Here is an 18,826-nt window from a genome sequence, read left to right on the forward strand (position 1 = left end):
CGCTAATTATTGCCGATTTCCTTATTAATACTTTGAATAAACAGTTCTATCTCTCGTTTAAATTCTTCGATTGCTCATTTTTGCTATTTAAACTTAACCGAAACTAACACTGGATTTTCGGAGGACTCAATTTCTTCTAGTGTAGTACCTTCGGTAAAGGAAGATTGTTCTTGATCCAACTGGTCTAAAAGGTCGGTAAGATGGCTCGATCTTAAAGAAATTAGAAATTGATCTCCATTCCAGCGGATCGGAGACAAATCCAAACGCTCACCCGTAGAAGTTTTGGATTCAATGCTTACACTTTGCTTGGTTTCTCTATCAATAAAGAAGGCATAATTTTTTCTGGGGCCTAAGGTGGTATACAAGTAAATATAGTTCTGACCTATGTGGCTATACATAAACCAAACTTGCTCTTTTCGCGATGCCGCTTCATAAACACTACCTGTCACCTCCTCAATACCTGGCTGGAAGTACCAATCCTCCTGAAAATCATAATGGATAAAAGGAACTGCTGAATCAGCGGTTACTCGATAGACTGTATCACTCATCATGCGTAGATATAACAAATCATTACCCAATGTAGAGAGTGTACTAGGACTAAAAGCAACTTGAGAAACAGGGGACTTATCAAATGGTAAAAAAGTTTTATCGAGTTTCATCTGGTCATCCAAAGTCACGAGGGAAAACATAAGCGAATCCTGAGTATATCTAGTATTCTTATCTAGTGCATAGCCTGATTTGTATGGGTGCACATGCGCAGCGCGTTCGTCCAAGCGTTCTCTACTAATAAAATTACCTTCTAAATCATATCGATTAATGGATTTGCCAGAGTTATGAATACCGATTAAACCGTTCTCAAGCCAAATATCAGTCAATCCTGAGTACTCCTCTGGGCCCTCACCTTTATGATTAAATTTATTTAAAAACTCACCTGTTTTTGAGTAAATGTAAAAAGTCCCTTTATTATCAGGAATTATCATCCTATCCTCATGAAACTCAACTTGTCCTACATAGCCTAATAGCGATTCTTCCGTCTCTTCCAGCCGAGTAATTTCAATGGATTGGATTAGATCGACAAATGGCTTTTTATCTCCTTTAAGATCTATTTGAAAGGATTGAAATCCGCCTGTAGGAACGGATTCGGTTTCTGTTACTTCTGTCTTACTACCACAACCTAGACAGCACACCATTAAGATCAAGAGGGTGAAATAGGGGATTTGCGTTTTGACCTTGTTCATGACTTTTTGTTTTGACCAATTTCAATCTACGCACAAATGTGATAATGAACCAAGCGACTAACTGAGGAATAGATGATTTTCCTCCACTGGCTGCAGTAATGTGGAAATAGAGGTGATTTAGATTAGCGAAATAAAGCAATAAGCCTTTACGCGCTTTTGCTGATGTATTTCTGAATGCCTTTGTATTTGTAAATCTTCAGGCCAAAATGCTCAAAAGTACAGACCTTCATTCTGTTTTGGGCCAGTTCTAGCCTTTTGTCGGGGGAATGAAAAACAGTGAGTTCGAGGCCTGCTAGAATAAAGCTTTTCTTCTGGCAAAGTTCCAGTACATAAGCATGAAAACCTTCTTTCCAATCGGCTGTGTATTTTTCGTAATGGCTTCTTCCGTCAAATAAAAGCTCCAATTGATTGCCTTCCACCTGATAGCGGTAAATGCCAGCCATGGTGTTATAAAGTTCATCAAAGAAAGATAAATGGGTAGGGCTGAAAGCGGCTACTTTTTCGGAGAGCTCATCAATTAAGCCGAGTGGATTAAAAAGGTTGAAGTAGCCTTTCTTGACTTCCTCAATTAACTCTGCTTGAAGCTTAAGTTTCAGGTCTGCCTGAACTTGTTTGAGGATGTAGTTTTTATCAAGAAGAAAAAGTCTCTGATTCAACGCTTAATATTTCAACAAAAATAATACTTTTTCTAAAACGATCGGCTTAAAATGTGAATAAGGTGGCTTTGTTCGAGCCACCTTATTCATCTTCTATGATTTGATCAATTACTTTGCTGCGGATGAGTTTACAATTCTGCCAAAGAAAATGGCATTCATCATCAGCTTGTTGGTGCCATGCCAGAAGGCCCTGAAATTGGGGTCGTCCACCAAAGAAACGATTCTTCCCCGCCCAAAAGCACTTACTCTAATGGTAGAAGTGCCTTTTAAGGCTTCGAGGTTCGGCTTGTTAATCCATCCGCTCAGCAGAGGTTCTTCGGTATACTTGCCTGGGTTTGAAAACTTGTCTTCGGAAGCTTCGATCATTAAATTTCCTCTCCTCATGGTAGGAAGCTCCTTGTTGTAATAACCGTAGGCCATTGGGTGTGATAATTCGAGTTCGCTCATGTAAACGCCTCCAGGGATCGATTGACCACGTTGGAAGTTGGAGATTTGATCGTAAGTGATTTTTTCTCCGGTGTATTGTTCAACATCTACAAACTTGAGTTGCGTCAGTTTATTTCTGGCCGCCCAAGCCGTGGCGCTACTGTTACTAGCGATCAGCGTGCCTCCATTTCTGATCCATTGTTTAAGGTTTTCCATTCCTGATTCAGATAGGTCAACCCCGCCTGTAATCACGATAGTGTTGTAACGGCTAATAACAGAAGAACCGAGCCTATCACCCGGTAACTTGGTGACTCGCATGTCCATTCTGGTGTCTAATAAATGCCACACTTCACCAGCATCGGCACTGCTTCCAGATTCTACAACGAGCGCAATTTCTGGTTTGTCGACATTGATAAAGGAATTACTGCCCAACGAAACACCATCCGTAAGTCCTGACTGCAAAGCATGGACGTTGATGCCATCTGTATTGGCAATGGTCTGCATTTCTAAATAAATTTCGCGCTCAGAAAGGCTCTGATTGCTCACAGGCACCATGATGGCTCCGTAATCGAATTTTACTTTTTCGCCATTGCCAAAGGGGCTAGTAGCTACTTTAATTCTAATTCCTTTTTCGAGCAAACGATTGGCTGCCCTAGGAGCATAATAGCCATTCCACTCAAAAACATAGGCATAAGCACTTTGTCCGCCAATCACACTCCCTTTAGGGAATTCAGGTTTCATTACTTTGTCACCCAATTGGTTTCTTCCATAATCTCGACTACTCAGCTCGCTGTACTCCAGGTCGAAGGCAAGTGGGTAGGACCATCCAGAAATATCATAGAAAAGGCTGTCTTCGAAAGAGGTTCTCTTCTCAAACATACCTTTGATGAGCTTGTAATTCCGCTGCTTTAAAGGAATGATGTAACTGTTCTCTGGGGTGTATTCTTCATTGTTAAACTTCAGCTTTCTAGATGGGCGATAAAAATCAACTTCTTGCTGATCTAAGATGTCGGCCAAATGATATGACCTAGCGGGGTCTTTTTCTGCTTTGAAAATGTAAGCTTTAACATCATCGTTATCCGCATCTCTCAATACACGCTTATAGAAGTCTCTTTGGTACTCTAGTAACTCTTCGCGCATATCAACAGAGGCTTTCCATGTAGAAAGTGCAGCAGTAAATTGGTTTTTTATGGTGAAAGGGAATTCCAAAATTCCATTGTCACTTTCCTGAGCATGACCTCTTGAACTCCCTTGCTCGAACAAAATACCTACACCGCCATTAATGTCGGGAAAGGTGGAGCCCTTTCCGTAGTAGAAATCATCGTATCCTTCTTTGGTGAAGTAGAGCGAGCCGATATTATCCAGTGCTTCTGCATGGAATTGGCCAATTTTTTCTGTCAATTCTTGGTTCTCTTTTGGCGTAAGCGGATGTGTTCTGGCAGGAACACCTGGCTGGAAAAAGAAAGTAGCGTTAGTGCCCATTTCATGATGGTCAGTGAATACGTTTGGCTTCCAAAGGTGGTATTTAGCCACTCGGTTTTGTGATTCTGGTTGCTGAACTGGGAGCCAGTCACGGTTGAGGTCGAACCAATAATGGTTAGTCCTTGCACCAGGCCAAACCTCACTGTATTCTCTGTCGTTCGGGTCTGGGTTAATATTTTTTGATTTATGGATGTTGGCCCAATTTGAAAAGCGGTTTAGGCCATCAGGGTTAAGTGAAGGGTCCAGTAGAATTACTGTATTTCTGAGGGCTGTTTCTATTTCTGGTCCTTGAGCGGCCGCCATATAATAAGCAACAAGCAAGGCAGCATTTGAGCCGGAAGATTCGTTTCCGTGGATGCTAAAGCCCATTGAAACAACAGCAGGCATTTTCTTAATATCAAACTTATCCGACTCATTAGGATAGGTGAGCCACACATGGTCAGTTCTTATTTTTTCTATTCCTGCTTGATTGTTAGGGTGTGTTATGGTAAGCATTACCTGCGTGCGGCCTTCATGTGTGATGCCAATGTCTTCAATGCTAACTCGGTCCGAGGCAGCAGCGAGTACCCTCATGTACAAGACCAGTTTATCATGAGTTACATGCCATTCGCCTACTTCGTGCCCTATTACTGATTTAGGGGTCGGGATGTTTTGATCATAAATTACATTCGTTGGTAAATAATAACTTAAATCTTTTTGCGCTAAGGCAGAAAAAGAGGGACTTAGTAGACTGAGTAGAAAAAATAGGGGGGCAAAAACCTTCATAGTTCACTTTGTAGTGTCATTTTAATCGAATATAGCGATCGGATTGTGTAACAAAAAATAGACTATTATTTTTTACATTCTACACACCGAGTTCTGAGATTTTTTGAATGGTTGTAAACAATTATGGACGGAAAATTTACTTTACATTTTTTAACATTTAACTTTGTATCACAAAACGATAAAGTGAGTTCAAAATTCTGATTCATTCAAAAAAGGACTTTAGTGTTATATTTAGAATAAATGGTTGGTGTAAAGGCTTTTATCCTTATTTTGTTTGGCGAAACTGCTTAAAGGTAGAATCTAAAAATGAATATTAAGTTTACGTTAAGCATGGTTGTCATTCATAGCGAAACGTTAACATTTGTTAAAAAGCCTCAGCGTTTCTAATATGTTACTTTTGCCTTGAAAAACAAGTTCGATTTCTAATATCTAATCTAATCTATATTTAAAATTTCGTTTATGAGACAATTTTTACTAAGTGTGGTGCTTATACTGGCATCTCAAGCAGCATTCGCTCAGATAACTGGAAAGGTTATTGACGCGGAATCAAAAGACCCATTACAGGGCGCTACAATCGTAATAAAGGGGACTCAGACAGGAGTTATTTCTGGCTTTGATGGCTCTTTTAATGTACAAGGTGCTAATGAAGGACAAATCTTACAGGTGTCATTTATTGGTTTTGAGACCATGGAAATCGAGGCCAAAAATGGAATGGTGGTAGCACTTGTTCCAAAAGCCAATCTATTAGGTGAAATTGTTATTACTTCTAACGTGATTGACGTTGCAAGGGAAAGAGAAACACCTGTTGCTATTTCTACAATTGCTCCTTCTGAAATTACATTGAAGGTGGGTAATATGGAGTTTCCTGAAATTATGAATAGAACACCTGGTGTTTACACAACAAAAGAAGGTGGAGGATATGGCGATTCAAGATTGTCACTAAGAGGTTTTTCACAAAGCAATACCTCATTTTTGATTAACGGGCAACCTGTTAATGACATGGAGAATGGTTGGGTATATTGGAGTAACTGGCAAGGAATGACTGACGTTGCATCGGGTATCCAAATACAAAGAGGTCTTGGTGCTTCAAGATTAGCTGTTCCATCTGTTGGAGGAACTGTTTCGATCTTCACTAAAGCTGCTGAACTTGATGAAGGAGGAACTCTTGCTCAAGGGATTGGTAACGATGGTTATGTAAAGACATCAATGTCTTACAATACTGGTAAAAATGATAAAGGATGGGCAAGTTCATTCTTATTGAGCAGATGGTCTGGAAATGGCTATGTTAATGGGACATCTGGTGAAGGATACAATTACTTTGCGGCAGTTGGTTATGCTCCAGAAGGATCAAGCCATGCCCTTAACCTTTCAGTTTTAGGCGCGGGTCAGTGGCACCACCAAAGAAGTAGCTGGGTATCTATTCGTGACTACATCAATTTTGGAGAGTCTGGTGTTGACAGAAAATGGAATACTGATGCTGGTGAATTAGGTGGAGAAGAGTTTAACATGAGAAGAAACTTCTACAACAAACCACTAGCAACTTTTAACTGGGATTGGGATATTTCTACTGACGTAAAACTAGCCACATCACTTTATGGTTCTGCCGGTAGAGGTGGAGGAACTGGACCACGTGGAAATAATTTCCGTAATTCTGATATTGACTTATACCCTTTTAACATCGACCTAACAGAGCATTTGCTTAACAGACAAAATGGTGCTGCTTCTAGAAACCCTGATGGGTCTATCGATTTTGATAATGTAGTTGCTGTAAACAGAGGAACAACAGATCCATATACTGGTTCAATTTCTGGTTTCCAAGGCCAGTTAATTGGTTCTAATGGTTTTAGAAATGATGGAGTAAATAGAGCTGTACTAGTTAGAAGAGCTTCAATGAACTCACACAACTGGGTAGGTGGTATTTCTACTTTAGACATTACAAAAGACAAGTGGAGATATTCTTTAGGTGTTGATTTAAGAAGTTACACTGGTTTTCATTACAGAGCTTTGGAAAACCTAATGGGACTTGATGGATATTTCTCAACTGGAAACAGTAATTCTGCTGGTCAAATTCAAAATGTAACTATTAGTGCTTCTCCATTCAGAAACACTGGTTTGGAAAGAGAAAAAATTGATTACTTCAACACTGGTATAGTGGGATGGCAAGGTTTTAATGGTTTGATTGAATATAACAATAAGTCTTCTATTACGGCTGTGCTACAGGCAGGATACTCTAATCAATCATTTAAAAGAGAGGATTTCTTTGACCAACCATCAAACCCAATTTCTGAAAAGAAAAACATCGGTGGTGGATACGTTAAAGGTGGAGCGAACTACAATATTGACGAAAGATCAAATGTGTTCTTCAATGCTGGATACATCTCAAGACAACCATTGTTTGATGCTGTATTCCCTAACTTTAGCAATAATGTAAACACTGATCTTCAAAATGAGGAGATTACCTCAATTGAATTGGGCTATGGCTATGTAAATAATAACTTAAAGGTTAATGTTAATGCTTATTCTACTAACTGGGGTAATAGATTCATTTCTCAGGGTGTAACACTTCCTGGTGCTATTGAAGGAACTGCTCAGTTCAAAGATGTTGACGTTCGTCATATGGGTCTTGAACTTGAAGCAGAGTACAGATATAGCAGCCAATTGAAATTCAAAGGTATGGTGTCGGCAGGAGACTGGAAATATGTGAAAGATTTTGAAGCTACGGTATTCAATGATCAAAATCAGTCAGTTGGTAGCGCTACACTTTATGTAAAAGATGCGAAGGTTGGTGATGCTGCTCAGTTTACTTCTTACTTTGAAGCTGAATACAAAGTTGGAAAATTGAATTTTGATTTGGCATACCGTTATGTTGATGGTCTTTATGCTGATTACTCAATCAATAATACGGACTTCTTACAGCCAAACAATCAAGGAGCGCTTAAGCTACCTTCTTACGGATTAGTTGATTTGGGTAGTACTGTGAGATTTGATTTGTTCGGTAACTCTTCTTCTTTCAGAGTGAACGTTAACAACTTATTCAACACACTATACATATCTGAGTCAAACACTAACATTCACAGAGCTGATGAAACTTCACCAGCATGGAAAGGAGTCGACTATGCAAACTCAGTATGGTTTGGTTTCGGTACAACATGGAACGCTACTTTGAGAATAAACTTCTAAGAGTAAGTTTCTATTAATACAAAAAGAGGCCATCTCGGGGTAACCTGAGATGGCTTTTTGTTTAGTAAAATCGGAGCCCAAAAGCTTAGTAAAACTGTAGTGTTTAGTGTAGAATTCTTAATTATGGGTGTTATTTCATTAACTGGTTGATAAAAGTAACCCCACCAAAGTTTCTTTTGAAGCAACTCTTTTTATGTTTGGACCTTTAAGTTTTTCAAACGGTTGAACAAAAATTAAACCTTTGGGTTAGTTTTGTCTCTAATTCCGTGGCCTTGCTTTATTATAAAACATATCGAAATAATCAATCTGATGAATGGGTAGCTTTTATCCATGGTGCCGGGGGGAGTTCTTCCATTTGGTTTCGACAGATAAAAAGCTTCAAAAGTGAATTCAATGTGCTTTTAATAGACCTGAGGGGACATGGAAAATCTCAAGAGGCATTCCAAAGGTATTTCTCAAATGATCATAGTTTTGAAAATATCAGTAAGGATATTCTTGAAGTATTGGATCACCTGAAGATCAAAAGTGCTCACTTTGTGGGCATATCACTAGGAACGATAATTATTAGGACACTTTGTGAAATAGCTCCCGAACGTGTTAAAACCCTTATTTTAGGTGGCGCAGTGACTCGCTTGAATGTAAGGTCTAAGTTTTTGGTGAGTGTGGGCAATGCATTGAAGAGGTTTGTGCCATTTATGTGGCTTTATAAACTGTTTGCTTGGATCATTATGCCACGAAAACGCAATGCGGAATCACGAGACTTGTTTATTGGGCAGGCCAAAAGAGTTTGTCAGCATGAATTTATGAAATGGTTCAAGCTGACAAATAATATCAACCCATTATTAAAATATTTTAACGAGAAGGAAACAACAGCCCCAACCCTCTATTTAATGGGAGATGAAGACTATATGTTCCTTCCACAAGTGCACAAGTTAGTTTCACATCATAAAAATGCGTGGTTAAATATATTGGATAACTGCGGTCATGTGTGCAACGTTGAGCAACCCGAAGAATTTAATAAGCTTTCAATCGAGTTTATAAGAACACATTCCTTATCCTAACTATTTATTACAATGAGCAAAACATCAAGAATAATTGTAGTCTTGATAATCATTTTGGCGGTGGCAGCATGGGCAGTTTATCCCCGAATTGATGAATTTACTGGTAGCAACTCAAATGCTGAAGCCTCGGCTCAAAATGCTTCAAGGGCAAAATCTGCTCTTCCAGTTAGTGGTGTAGTAGTTACGCCAAAGCTTTTAGAAAATAAGATTAAGGTTACTGGCTCAATTTTGCCCAACGAATCTATTCAGCTTAAAAGTGAAGTTTCTGGCTTAGTCACCAAAGTTCATTTTAAGGAAGGTCAAAAGGTAAAGAAAGGAACATTGTTGGTAAGCCTTAAAGACGATGAGCTTCAGGCGCAACTAGAAAAGTTACGATTCAGTAAGAAATTGGCAGTTGGTAGCGAAAACCGACAAAAACTCTTGTTGAATAAAGAAGCCATCAGTCAAGAAGAGTATGATATTTCCTTCACTACGCTGAATACCATTGAGGCCGACATTAAAGTGGTCGAAGCACAATTGGCTAAAACTTCCATCATCGCGCCTTTTGATGGGATTTTAGGATTGAGAGAAATTAGTGAAGGCGCTTACATCACAAACAGTACGATCATCACTAACTTTTACAGTATCGATCCTGTGAAAATTGACTTTGCCATTCCAGGTAAATATGCATCAATTGTGAGCGTTGGCGATGTTATTCAATTTGAAACAGAAACTTCAACAGAAATTTTCAAAGGGACAGTTTATGCTTTTGAACCTCAAATTGATCAAAACACTAGAACCTTAAGAATGAGGGCCATTTCTAGTAATGAAGAAGGAAAGCTTTTACCGGGTCAGTTTGCTAAAATTGAATTGATCATGTCATCGGTAAACGATGCATTGATGGTGCCCGCCATTTCAGTAATTCCTGAACTCAACGGACACATGTTATTCGTAGCTCACGGAGGGAAAGCGCAAGCTGTACCTGTAAGGATTGGGTTAAGAACCGAAAGTTCTGTTCAAATTTTGGAGGGGCTTAGCCCACAAGACACGGTAATTACCTCTGGGCTATTGGAGATAAGACAAGGGTCTGCTATTTCTATTTCATCTTTAACACGATAAAGTATGTCTAGTTTATCAACCATCAGTATCAAGCGGCCAGTGCTTGCCATGGTGATGAATATCATCATTGTGATTTTTGGAGTCATTGGTTTTAGCTACTTGGGAGTACGTGAATTTCCAAGTGTAGATCCTCCTGTGATTTCCGTTTCTACAAGTTATTCTGGTGCCAACGCGCAGATTATCGAAGCTCAGATTACCGAACCGATTGAGGAAGCGCTTAACAGTATTGCAGGTATCAAAACACTGACTTCAACAAGTCGTGATGGAGGGAGCTCCATTTCTGCGGAATTCGATTTGGGAGTTGATTTGGAGGCGGCAACCAATGATGTGCGCGATAAAGTGGCCGGTGTAGTAAGACGTTTACCTCCTGATGTAGAGCCTCCAACGGTACGTAAAGCCGATGCCGATGCCAGTCCGATTATCTTTTTAACCATTGCGAGTAAAGAGAGAAACCTCCTTGATCTTACGCTATTGGCCGAAAATATATTCAAAGAACGAGTACAAACCATTCAAGGCATTAGCTCAGTTCAGGTTTGGGGTTCAAAACGATATTCAATGCGTCTATGGATGGACCCTGATAAATTAGCTGCTTATCAGCTTACCCCATTAGATGTTCAAAACGCTGTAAGCCGAGACAATGTAGAATTACCATCGGGTGCTGTGGAAGGAACAAGTACTGAAATTGCAGTGCGAACGATAGGAAGAATTAATTCTCCTGAGGAATTCAACAACCTGATTGTAAAAGAAGACGGAGGAACTATTGTCCGCTTTAGAGATATTGGTAGGGCTGAACTTGCTCCTGAAAATGATAGAACCATTCTAAAGAGAAATGGTGTGCCGATGGTTGGGATTGCCGTAGTAACCCAGCCAGGATCGAATAGTATCGAGATAGCCGATAATTTTTACGAAAGAATTGAATTGATCAAAAAGGACCTTCCAGCGGATATTGAGCTTGGAATGGGCTTTGACAATACTGAATACATCCGCGAATCGATTAATGAAGTACAGCAAACTATTATTGTCGCTTTTGCACTGGTAGTGGTTATTATCTTCCTCTTTTTACGTGACTGGAGAACGACCCTTATTCCTGTAATGACCATCCCGATTTCATTGATAGGAGCGTTTTTCGTGATGTACATTTTTGGCTTCTCTATTAATGTGCTTACCCTTTTAGGAATCGTGCTGGCTATTGGCTTGGTGGTAGATGATACCATCGTAGTGCTGGAAAATATCTATTCCAAAATTGAAGGTGGAATGGAGCCTGAGGAGGCAGGCATTAAAGGGACGAATGAAATTTTCTTTGCTGTAATCTCTACTACAGTGGCTTTGGTGGCTGTGTTTATGCCCGTGATTTTCCTTCAAGGGCTTACCGGACGACTCTTTAGAGAATTTGGACTTGTGGTGGCTGGTGCCGTTGTAATTTCTTCTTTTGTTGCACTCACGCTTACCCCAATGATGAGTGCCAAGCTTTTGAGAAAAACCGAGAAAAAGAACTGGTTCTATCGTAAAACAGAGCCCTTCTTTGTCAGCCTTAACCGAGGTTATAACAACGCTCTGGATGCCTTTATGAACATCAGGTGGATGGCATTTGTAATCATTTTGCTTTCTGCAGGGATGATCGTTTTCTTTTTGTCAGGAAATAGAATTCCAGAAGAAATAGCACCATTAGAAGACAGAAGCTCATTAAGTGCGAATGCAACAGGGCCAGAAGGAGCTACTTTCGAATACATGGATCAATATGTTGACAGCATTATCAGTGCTGTGGATAAGCATATTCCAGAGAAGGAAGCCCTGATAACGATTACCTCGCCTGGCTTTGGAAACAGCTCTATGAACTCAGCTAGGATTACCATAATGTTGAAGGACCCTTCGGAACGAGAAAGGAGCCAACAACAAATTATGGATGACTTCACCCCAATTTTGGGACAGTACACTGAAGCCAGAACTTCACTTTCACAACCAGCAACTATTGGCGGTAGAAGGAGCAGTGGCTTCCCAGTACAATACGTAATTCAAGCACCAAACTTAGAGAAATTAAAAGAGGTGCTTCCTGAGTTTATGGCTAAAGCGCAAGACTCTCCCGAGTTTACATTTGTTAATTTGAACTTGAAATTCACCAAGCCAGAAATCACGATTGAAATTGATAGAGAGAAGGCAAGAACATTGGGTATTTCGGTAAGAGATGTTGCCCAGACCTTACAATTAGGTTTGGCTGGTCAAAGATTCGGGTTCTTCATTTTAGATGGAAAGCAATATCAAATTATAGGTCAGGTAGATCGGGATAACCGAAACGATCCATTGGACTTAAAAGCGCTGTATGTGCGGTCGTCTGACGGAAGGTTAATTCAGATGGACAACCTTGTGAGCCTAGAGGAAAATAGTTCGCCACCGCAGCTGTATCGATTCAATAGGTTTGCTGCAGCTACTGTTTCGGCCAGTTTGGCGCCAAAGGTAACTACGGGCCAAGGAATTGATGCCATGGATGCGATTGCTAAAGAGGTTTTAGATGAATCATTTACTACCGATTTAGCTGGAACTTCACGCGAGTTTAGAGACAGTGCCGACAGTCTTTACTTTGCTTTTGGCTTTGCTTTGATTTTGATCTATCTCGTATTATCCGCTCAGTTTGAAAGCTTTGTAGATCCGCTGATTATCATGTTTACAGTGCCATTGGCTTTAGCAGGTGCATTGCTGGTCATCTGGAGATACGAAGAGTCACTAAACATCTTTAGTCAAATTGGTATCATTATGTTGGTAGGCTTGGTGTCTAAAAACGGAATTTTAATTGTGGAATTTGCCAACCAAAGGAAGGCCGATGGATTAAGCGTTCGCGATGCTGTTTTGGATGCCGCTAAATCACGTTTCCGACCAATCCTTATGACATCTCTTTCTACCATTTTAGGAATTTTGCCAATAGCATTAGCACTTGGTGCAGGAGCTGAAAGTAGGGTTTCCATGGGAGTGGCCATTATTGGCGGATTGATATTCTCTACGATACTGACCCTTTTTGTGATTCCCGCTGTCTATACCTATTTCTCCAGTAAAAAAAGTAGACTTTCTAGAACGACTGCCTGATTATGAAAATGAAAATAGCTTTAGTACTCTTCTTTTTCGCTTTAGTAAAAGTTAGTGCACAAGAACCTCTAACCATTACTGAGGCGGTTCAGTTGGGCCTTGAACATAACTTGTCGATTAAGATTTCAAAAAAATCGGCAGAAACGAGTGCCAATAATTCAGACATGAGTTATGGTGCATTGTTGCCCACTTTTGGCGTTACTGCGAATAAATCTTACAGTAATAATGACGTTACGCAACAGTTGGCCAATAGTAATGAGACGAGAGAGATTAAGGATGCCAAGACCAATAACTTGAATATTTCTCCAACTTTAAACTGGACAGTTTTTGATGGTTTAGGGATGTTTCATACCCGAGACCGACTGAAGGCACAAGCCCAATTGGGTGAGGATGATCTTCAAATTCAGATAGAAAATAACATAGCGCTTATTTCAAATGCATATTACAGAGTGGTGCTAGAGCAAGAAAGAGCGCGTGTTTTTCAAGATGCCCTAGATTTGAGTAAACAGCGCTTGGAGCTGGCTTATACCCGATACGAAGTGGGTAAAGCTTCTAAATTGGTATACCTTCAAGCGCAAGTGGATTACAACTCTGATTCATCCAGTTTCTTAATCCAAGAAGAGCTAATCCACAATGTAAAACTGGAGTTGAACCGACTTTTGGGTCAAGACTTAGAAAATGAGTACGAAATAACTTCTGGCTTTTCTTTCGATAGTTCAATAGCCTTGGATGAAGTACTTGCTGACGCCAACTTGAATAGCCCTACCGTGGTGAGAGCACAACGAAACAGGGATATAAATTACCTTCAAATGAAGGAATTAAATGCTGAAAAATTTCCTCGGGTGAGCTTAAACTTCGGTTATACTTACAATGACAGAAACTCTGATGCTGGAGCGGTTTTAAGTAACCTTTCGACAGGTTTTAACTATGGTGCAGGACTCTCTTTTAATATTTTCAATGGCTTTGATTTAAAGCGAAGGGAGCAAAATGCTCAAATTCAACTAGAGATGACGGAACTTCAAATTCGTGATCTCACGCAGTCTTTAGAATCTGATGTCCGCAAGGTGTATGGGAATTATCAAAATAACATCCGCCTCAACCAACTGGAAGAATTGAACCTTGAAGTGGCCAAAGAAAACTATGACATAGCGCTCGAAAGGTTCAAAGTGGGTAACTCAACCGCCATTGAATTGCGTGAAGCCCAAATTAATTTGGTCCAAGCCGAAATCAGAAAAATCACTTCACAATACAACGTTAAACTGTCTGAAATCGAGCTTAAAAGACTTTCAGGAGGGAATGTGAAGTAGTTTTAATCACGGTTAGTTTTGATTGCACGATTTTCTTGAGTACTTTATATAATTGAATTTGAACGATTTGCCCCCAAGGCTGGTTTAAGTTCTTGCTCACCATCAGGAGAGAATATGATAAAAAGAAAGTCGTTAGTGATTTTTATGGCCTTGGTTTCAGGGCTCCTTCTATTTACATCGTGTCGAAAAAGCGCCACCACAAACAGTGGTCAGACTATTATGCCCGAATTACGTGCGGAGCCAGTTATTCTTGGTTTTGATGAAATTAAGGAGCGAGGCACCCTTACTGCGGTAGTTGATAATAGTTCTACGGGGTATTTTATTTACAGAGGCCAACCTATGGGTTACGAGTATGACCTGCTTTCTCGAATGGCTTCTGATTTAAACGTTTCCCTCAAAATTAAGCTTACATCGGATATTGAAGAAGCATTTTTTATGCTGAATACCGGAGCAGCAGATGTGATGGCCTACCACTTAACTGTGACTAAAGAACGAACCGAACGTGTAGCTTTTACGGATAGCCATACTGAGGTAAGACAGGTATTGGTACAGCGTAAACCAAAAGGTTGGAGAAAAATGAAACTCCATGACATTGAAGAAAGCATGATCAGAAACCCTCTAGATTTAGGCGGAAAGGAAGTTTATACGCGAAAAGGTTCTTCTTTTTCGGAAAGGCTCGAAAACTTGTCAGATGAAATTGGGGAAGATATAATTATCCTCGAGGACGTTGCCATAATGGACACGGAGTCGCTGATCAAAAAAGTAGCAGAAGGTGAAATTAAATACACCATTGCCGATGAAGATATTGCAATGATTAATGCCACTTATTATCCTGATTTGGATGTGGAAACTGCGATTAGTTTTCCTCAGAAGATAGCTTGGGCAGTGCGAAAAAATGCACCAGTTTTGAAAGATACAATCAACTATTGGCTGGATGAAGTGAAGGCAACTCCGGATTTCAATATGATTTATGATCGCTACTTCAAGTATAGAAAAACGCAAAACTTAAGGGCACAAAGTGACTTTAGTTCTGTGGGTGGAACCATGATTTCGCCTTATGATGATTTGTTTAAATCGGCTGCTGAAAACCTTTCCGTGGACTGGGTGATGTTGGCTTCTTTGGCCTATCAAGAATCAAAGTTTGATCCGGAAGTGGAATCATGGGCGGGAGCAAAAGGGCTATTGCAACTGACAGACATATCGATTGAGCAGTTTAATGTCCAAGATCCTTTTAACCCTGAGGAAAGCATAGAGGCAGGGACTGAGTTTTTAGAATGGCTGGAAGACTACTGGGCGGATAAAGTAATCGATCCCAAGGAACGACTAAAGTTTGTGTTGGGTTCCTACAATGTGGGCCAAGGTCATGTAATGGATGCCGTAAAACTGACAAAGAAATACGGAAAGGATCCTCAGGTTTGGGATGATAATGTTGCAGAATACTTGATAGCTAAATCCACCGAGAAATTCTATACCGACCCAGTTGTTAGGTTTGGGTATTGTAGGGGAGATGAGCCAGTGAATTACGTGAAGAAGATTTTGGAAAGGTATGATCAATACAAAACCTTGTTTGCAAAGAACCTGGAAGAACAGTCGGACTCTACTTTGGTTACGGCACGTTAATTACTCAAAGTTATCGGCCACAATTTTGGCGGACAATAAGCACAATGGGATTCCACCGCCTGGGTGAACGCTTCCACCGCAGAAATACAATCCTTTAATCCGTTTTGAAAAATTAGGATGCCTCAAAAATGCAGCATACTTATTATTTGAGCTGTTTCCATAGAGCGCGCCTTGCGTAGATGAGGTACGGGCCTCAATTTTTATTGGGTCTAAAATGTCTTCAACTTCAATCAAAGGCTCAATATCTTCACCCAATTGTTCAGAGAGTTTGACTAAGATATTCTTTCTAGCTTCTTTAATTATCTCTTCCCAATCTTGCCCTTGATTATTAGGTACATTAATCATGGTGAACCAATTTTGACAGCCTTCTGGGGCATCATCTGGCTTTTGGGTCGAAGTGATATTTACATACACTGTAGGGTCTTCGTAAACACTTCCTTTTTTGAATATGTGTTGGAATTCTTTTTCATAATCATTTGAGAAGAAAATGTTATGAAGATCGAGTTGTTTAAAGTTCTTCTTGATTCCCCAATAAAAAATAAGCGCAGAGCTAGACTTGGGCTGCTTAATGAGTTTTGTAGGCTTTCGTTCGCCTTTCAATAGCTTTTCATAGGTGTTTACAATATCCATATTGCTTACTACCCTATCCATTTTGTGGAACCCAAATTTGGTAATCACCCCTTTGGCTTGCCCCTTGTGTAAAGTGATCTTACTGACCGGTGTATTGAAAAGGAATTTAACTCCCACTTTTTTTGCCAAAGCATAAAGGCTTTGGGTGATGTCATGCATTCCTTGAGTTGGGAAATAAGCACCTATCCCGAATTCCAAATGCGGAATGATGTTCATTGTGCCAGGTGCTTGGTAAGGGTCTGAGCCATTATAAGTGGCGTAACGATTAAAGAGCTGCACCACTTTTTCACTTTTAAATCTTGCCTTATTTACCTGATGCATGGTGCTATTAAAATTGAATTTAGATAGCTTCCCATAGGACCGGAACGCATGCTTACTTACCCATGTGCTTAATTTGTGCAGTGATTTATGCATAAACAAAGGAGAGAGAGATGTATAGAGCAAAGCACTTTTATTAAGTGCTTTCTCAATGTTTTCCTTTGGCTCTCCAGTTTTTTGATGGATCTCTTCTTTTAATGTCTCAATGTCCGCCACAGCATTTATCTCGGTACCATCTGGGTAGAAATATTTACAGGTAGTATCAAGCTTTTTGTAATCAAAGTATGCTTTAGTATCCAAGCCATGCAGCTCAAAAAGTGCTTCAATTTCTTCTGGTAATGTGAACAATGAAGGCCCAGCATCAAAGCGATAATTCCCCAATTGAATTTCAGTTAGCTTTCCTCCAGGGTGAGCGTTTGCCTCAAAAACAGATACGATATGTCCCTTCTCCGCTAAGCGAATGGAACAGGCTAAACCAGCTACGCCAGCGCCTATGATTGCTACGGTTTTTCCCATAGAATTAAATTTACTTCCAAATTGAAATGTAACTAAATCGTGTTAGGGGAGGGTACTCTACTCTAGTAAAAAATAACTACGAAGCGAAAAAGTGCACTTTTGTTTACAATTCCAAATTATATATCGCTTTGCGGCTTAGGTTTGTGTCGTTTTTCCACGCAATTCTGTAATAAGGGATATTGCCCACAATGATTTGTATTTTAAGCAAATCGCTCAACATCTAGCAGAGGAGATACAATTGATGGTTTCCTACCCAAGATCTCTTCCGAAAGCATATGCCCTGTAATTGGCCCCAAAGTAAAACCGAGCATGGCGTGTCCAGTTCCCACAAGGAGGTTTTTGTATTTCTTTGTCCGACCAATGTAGGGCAGGCCATCTGGTGTGCATGGACGCAAACCAGCCCAAGTTTCAATTTGAGAGAAATCTTGCTCTTCAAACTGGGGCATAAATTCTTTCACGGACTTAATAATACCTTGAACCCTTCGCTCATTAATATTCAACCCTGTGCCTGCAATTTCCATGGTGCCCGCTATTCTAAGTCCATGCATCATAGGAGTGGTCGCCACTCTTCCTTCAGTCAAAATTGAAGGGAGTTTTGGCATGACAACGGGTGTTGGGAGTGTGAAACTATATCCTTTTCCTGCCTGTAACGGAATATCCACCTTTAGTTGCTTCATTAGGGTAGGAGACCATGAACCTGCGGACAACACGTATTCATCGGCAGATAATTCTCCATTCGAAGTGATGATTTTATCGATCTTTCCTGCTTTGTGAATAATTCTATCAAGCTGTGTATTGTACTGAAACTTAACCCCAATTTGCTCTAGCTTCTGTTTGAATTCACCCATGAAAACGTTGGGGGTCATCCATGCATCGCAACCAAAATAAACCGAACCGACCATATTGTACTGCACGCTTGGTTCCATGGTCTCGGTTTCAGTACGACTCAAAACTTCGGCTTCTAAACCAAAGGATTTGGCCAATTCAACCAATTCAATTTCGTGGTGAAGGGCACTTTCGGTTTTGCAAATCATCAAAAGCCCAGACTTTTTATAACCAGCTTCAATACCCTCTTCCCCCATGATTTTTTCATAGAGGTTTTGGCTTTGTACAGTAAGGTCATAAAGCACTTGAGCAGCACCTTTCGATTTAATGGCTGTAGCCGATTTTTTAAACAGCAATCCCCATTTAATGAGGTCGCGGTTAAGACGGGGCTTAATATAAAATGGACTTTCAGGGTTAAACATCCATTTTATACCTTGACTGATAATGCCGGGTGAAGCTAGCGGAATGAGGTGGCTAGGCGCAACGTATCCAGCATTTCCTGTTGAGCAGTTACTACTGCCATCGGTATTGTCGATTACGGTCACTTCCACCCCTTGTTTACGAAGGAAATAGGCAGTACTTAGGCCTACAATGCCAGCACCAATCACAATTACTTTTTTCGTTTCCAT

General features: G+C 40.2%; 11 protein-coding genes. 6 read left to right on the forward strand and 5 right to left on the reverse strand.

All coding sequences use genetic code 11. The features are described 5' to 3' along the window. Positions 1 to 83: 83 nt before the first annotated feature. The 3 genes from AWN68_RS17645 to AWN68_RS17655 form a co-directional block, all read right to left on the reverse strand. Positions 84 to 1,238 (reverse strand): 6-bladed beta-propeller, encoded by a 1,155-nt coding sequence (locus tag AWN68_RS17645; protein WP_068418807.1) that lies wholly within the window; start codon positions 1,236 to 1,238, stop codon positions 84 to 86. Between the two features lie 146 nt (positions 1,239 to 1,384). Next, positions 1,385 to 1,894 (reverse strand): hypothetical protein, encoded by a 510-nt coding sequence (locus AWN68_RS17650; RefSeq protein ID WP_068418810.1) that lies wholly within the window; start codon positions 1,892 to 1,894, stop codon positions 1,385 to 1,387. Positions 1,895 to 2,002: 108 nt separating this feature from the next. Further along, on the reverse strand, positions 2,003 to 4,567 hold the full coding sequence (locus tag AWN68_RS17655) for a M14 family metallopeptidase (RefSeq protein ID WP_068418813.1): 2,565 nt from the start codon (positions 4,565 to 4,567) through the stop codon (positions 2,003 to 2,005). Between the two features lie 459 nt (positions 4,568 to 5,026). Here AWN68_RS17655 and AWN68_RS17660 point away from each other — a divergent pair, with 459 nt between their 5' ends. From AWN68_RS17660 to AWN68_RS17685, 6 genes are all read left to right on the forward strand, one after another. Further along, positions 5,027 to 7,747 carry a TonB-dependent receptor gene (locus AWN68_RS17660; RefSeq protein ID WP_068418816.1) on the forward strand — a complete coding sequence of 907 codons (2,721 nt, stop codon included), beginning with the start codon at positions 5,027 to 5,029 and terminating at the stop codon, positions 7,745 to 7,747. A gap of 266 nt (positions 7,748 to 8,013) precedes the next feature. Next, positions 8,014 to 8,808: an alpha/beta fold hydrolase gene (locus AWN68_RS17665; RefSeq protein ID WP_317038928.1), complete on the forward strand. Its 795-nt coding sequence runs from the start codon at positions 8,014 to 8,016 to the stop codon at positions 8,806 to 8,808. A 12-nt stretch (positions 8,809 to 8,820) separates the two neighbouring features. Continuing rightward, the gene (locus AWN68_RS17670) at positions 8,821 to 9,906 is read left to right on the forward strand and encodes an efflux RND transporter periplasmic adaptor subunit (RefSeq protein WP_068418818.1); all 1,086 of its coding nucleotides are present in this window, start codon (positions 8,821 to 8,823) and stop codon (positions 9,904 to 9,906) included. 3 nt (positions 9,907 to 9,909) lie between these two features. After that, complete coding sequence (locus tag AWN68_RS17675; protein ID WP_068418821.1) at positions 9,910 to 12,981, forward strand: efflux RND transporter permease subunit; 3,072 nt, start codon at positions 9,910 to 9,912, stop codon at positions 12,979 to 12,981. Positions 12,982 to 12,983: 2 nt separating this feature from the next. After that, the gene (locus tag AWN68_RS17680; RefSeq protein WP_068418824.1) at positions 12,984 to 14,288 is read left to right on the forward strand and encodes a TolC family protein; all 1,305 of its coding nucleotides are present in this window, start codon (positions 12,984 to 12,986) and stop codon (positions 14,286 to 14,288) included. Positions 14,289 to 14,507: 219 nt separating this feature from the next. Beyond that, positions 14,508 to 15,908 carry an MltF family protein gene (locus AWN68_RS17685; RefSeq protein ID WP_245658030.1) on the forward strand — a complete coding sequence of 467 codons (1,401 nt, stop codon included), beginning with the start codon at positions 14,508 to 14,510 and terminating at the stop codon, positions 15,906 to 15,908. Here AWN68_RS17685 and crtD read toward each other — a convergent pair whose 3' ends face one another. Together crtD and AWN68_RS17695 are read right to left on the reverse strand one after the other, a co-directional pair. After that, a complete protein-coding gene (gene crtD / locus AWN68_RS17690; protein ID WP_068418829.1) occupies positions 15,909 to 17,372 on the reverse strand; it encodes a 1-hydroxycarotenoid 3,4-desaturase CrtD in 1,464 nt (487 codons plus the stop codon). A 200-nt stretch (positions 17,373 to 17,572) separates the two neighbouring features. Beyond that, positions 17,573 to 18,826 (reverse strand): NAD(P)/FAD-dependent oxidoreductase, encoded by a 1,254-nt coding sequence (locus AWN68_RS17695; RefSeq protein ID WP_068418832.1) that lies wholly within the window; start codon positions 18,824 to 18,826, stop codon positions 17,573 to 17,575.

The sequence above is a fragment of the Roseivirga echinicomitans genome (genome assembly GCF_001592935.1).
In the GTDB taxonomy this organism is placed as follows: domain Bacteria; phylum Bacteroidota; class Bacteroidia; order Cytophagales; family Cyclobacteriaceae; genus Roseivirga; species Roseivirga echinicomitans.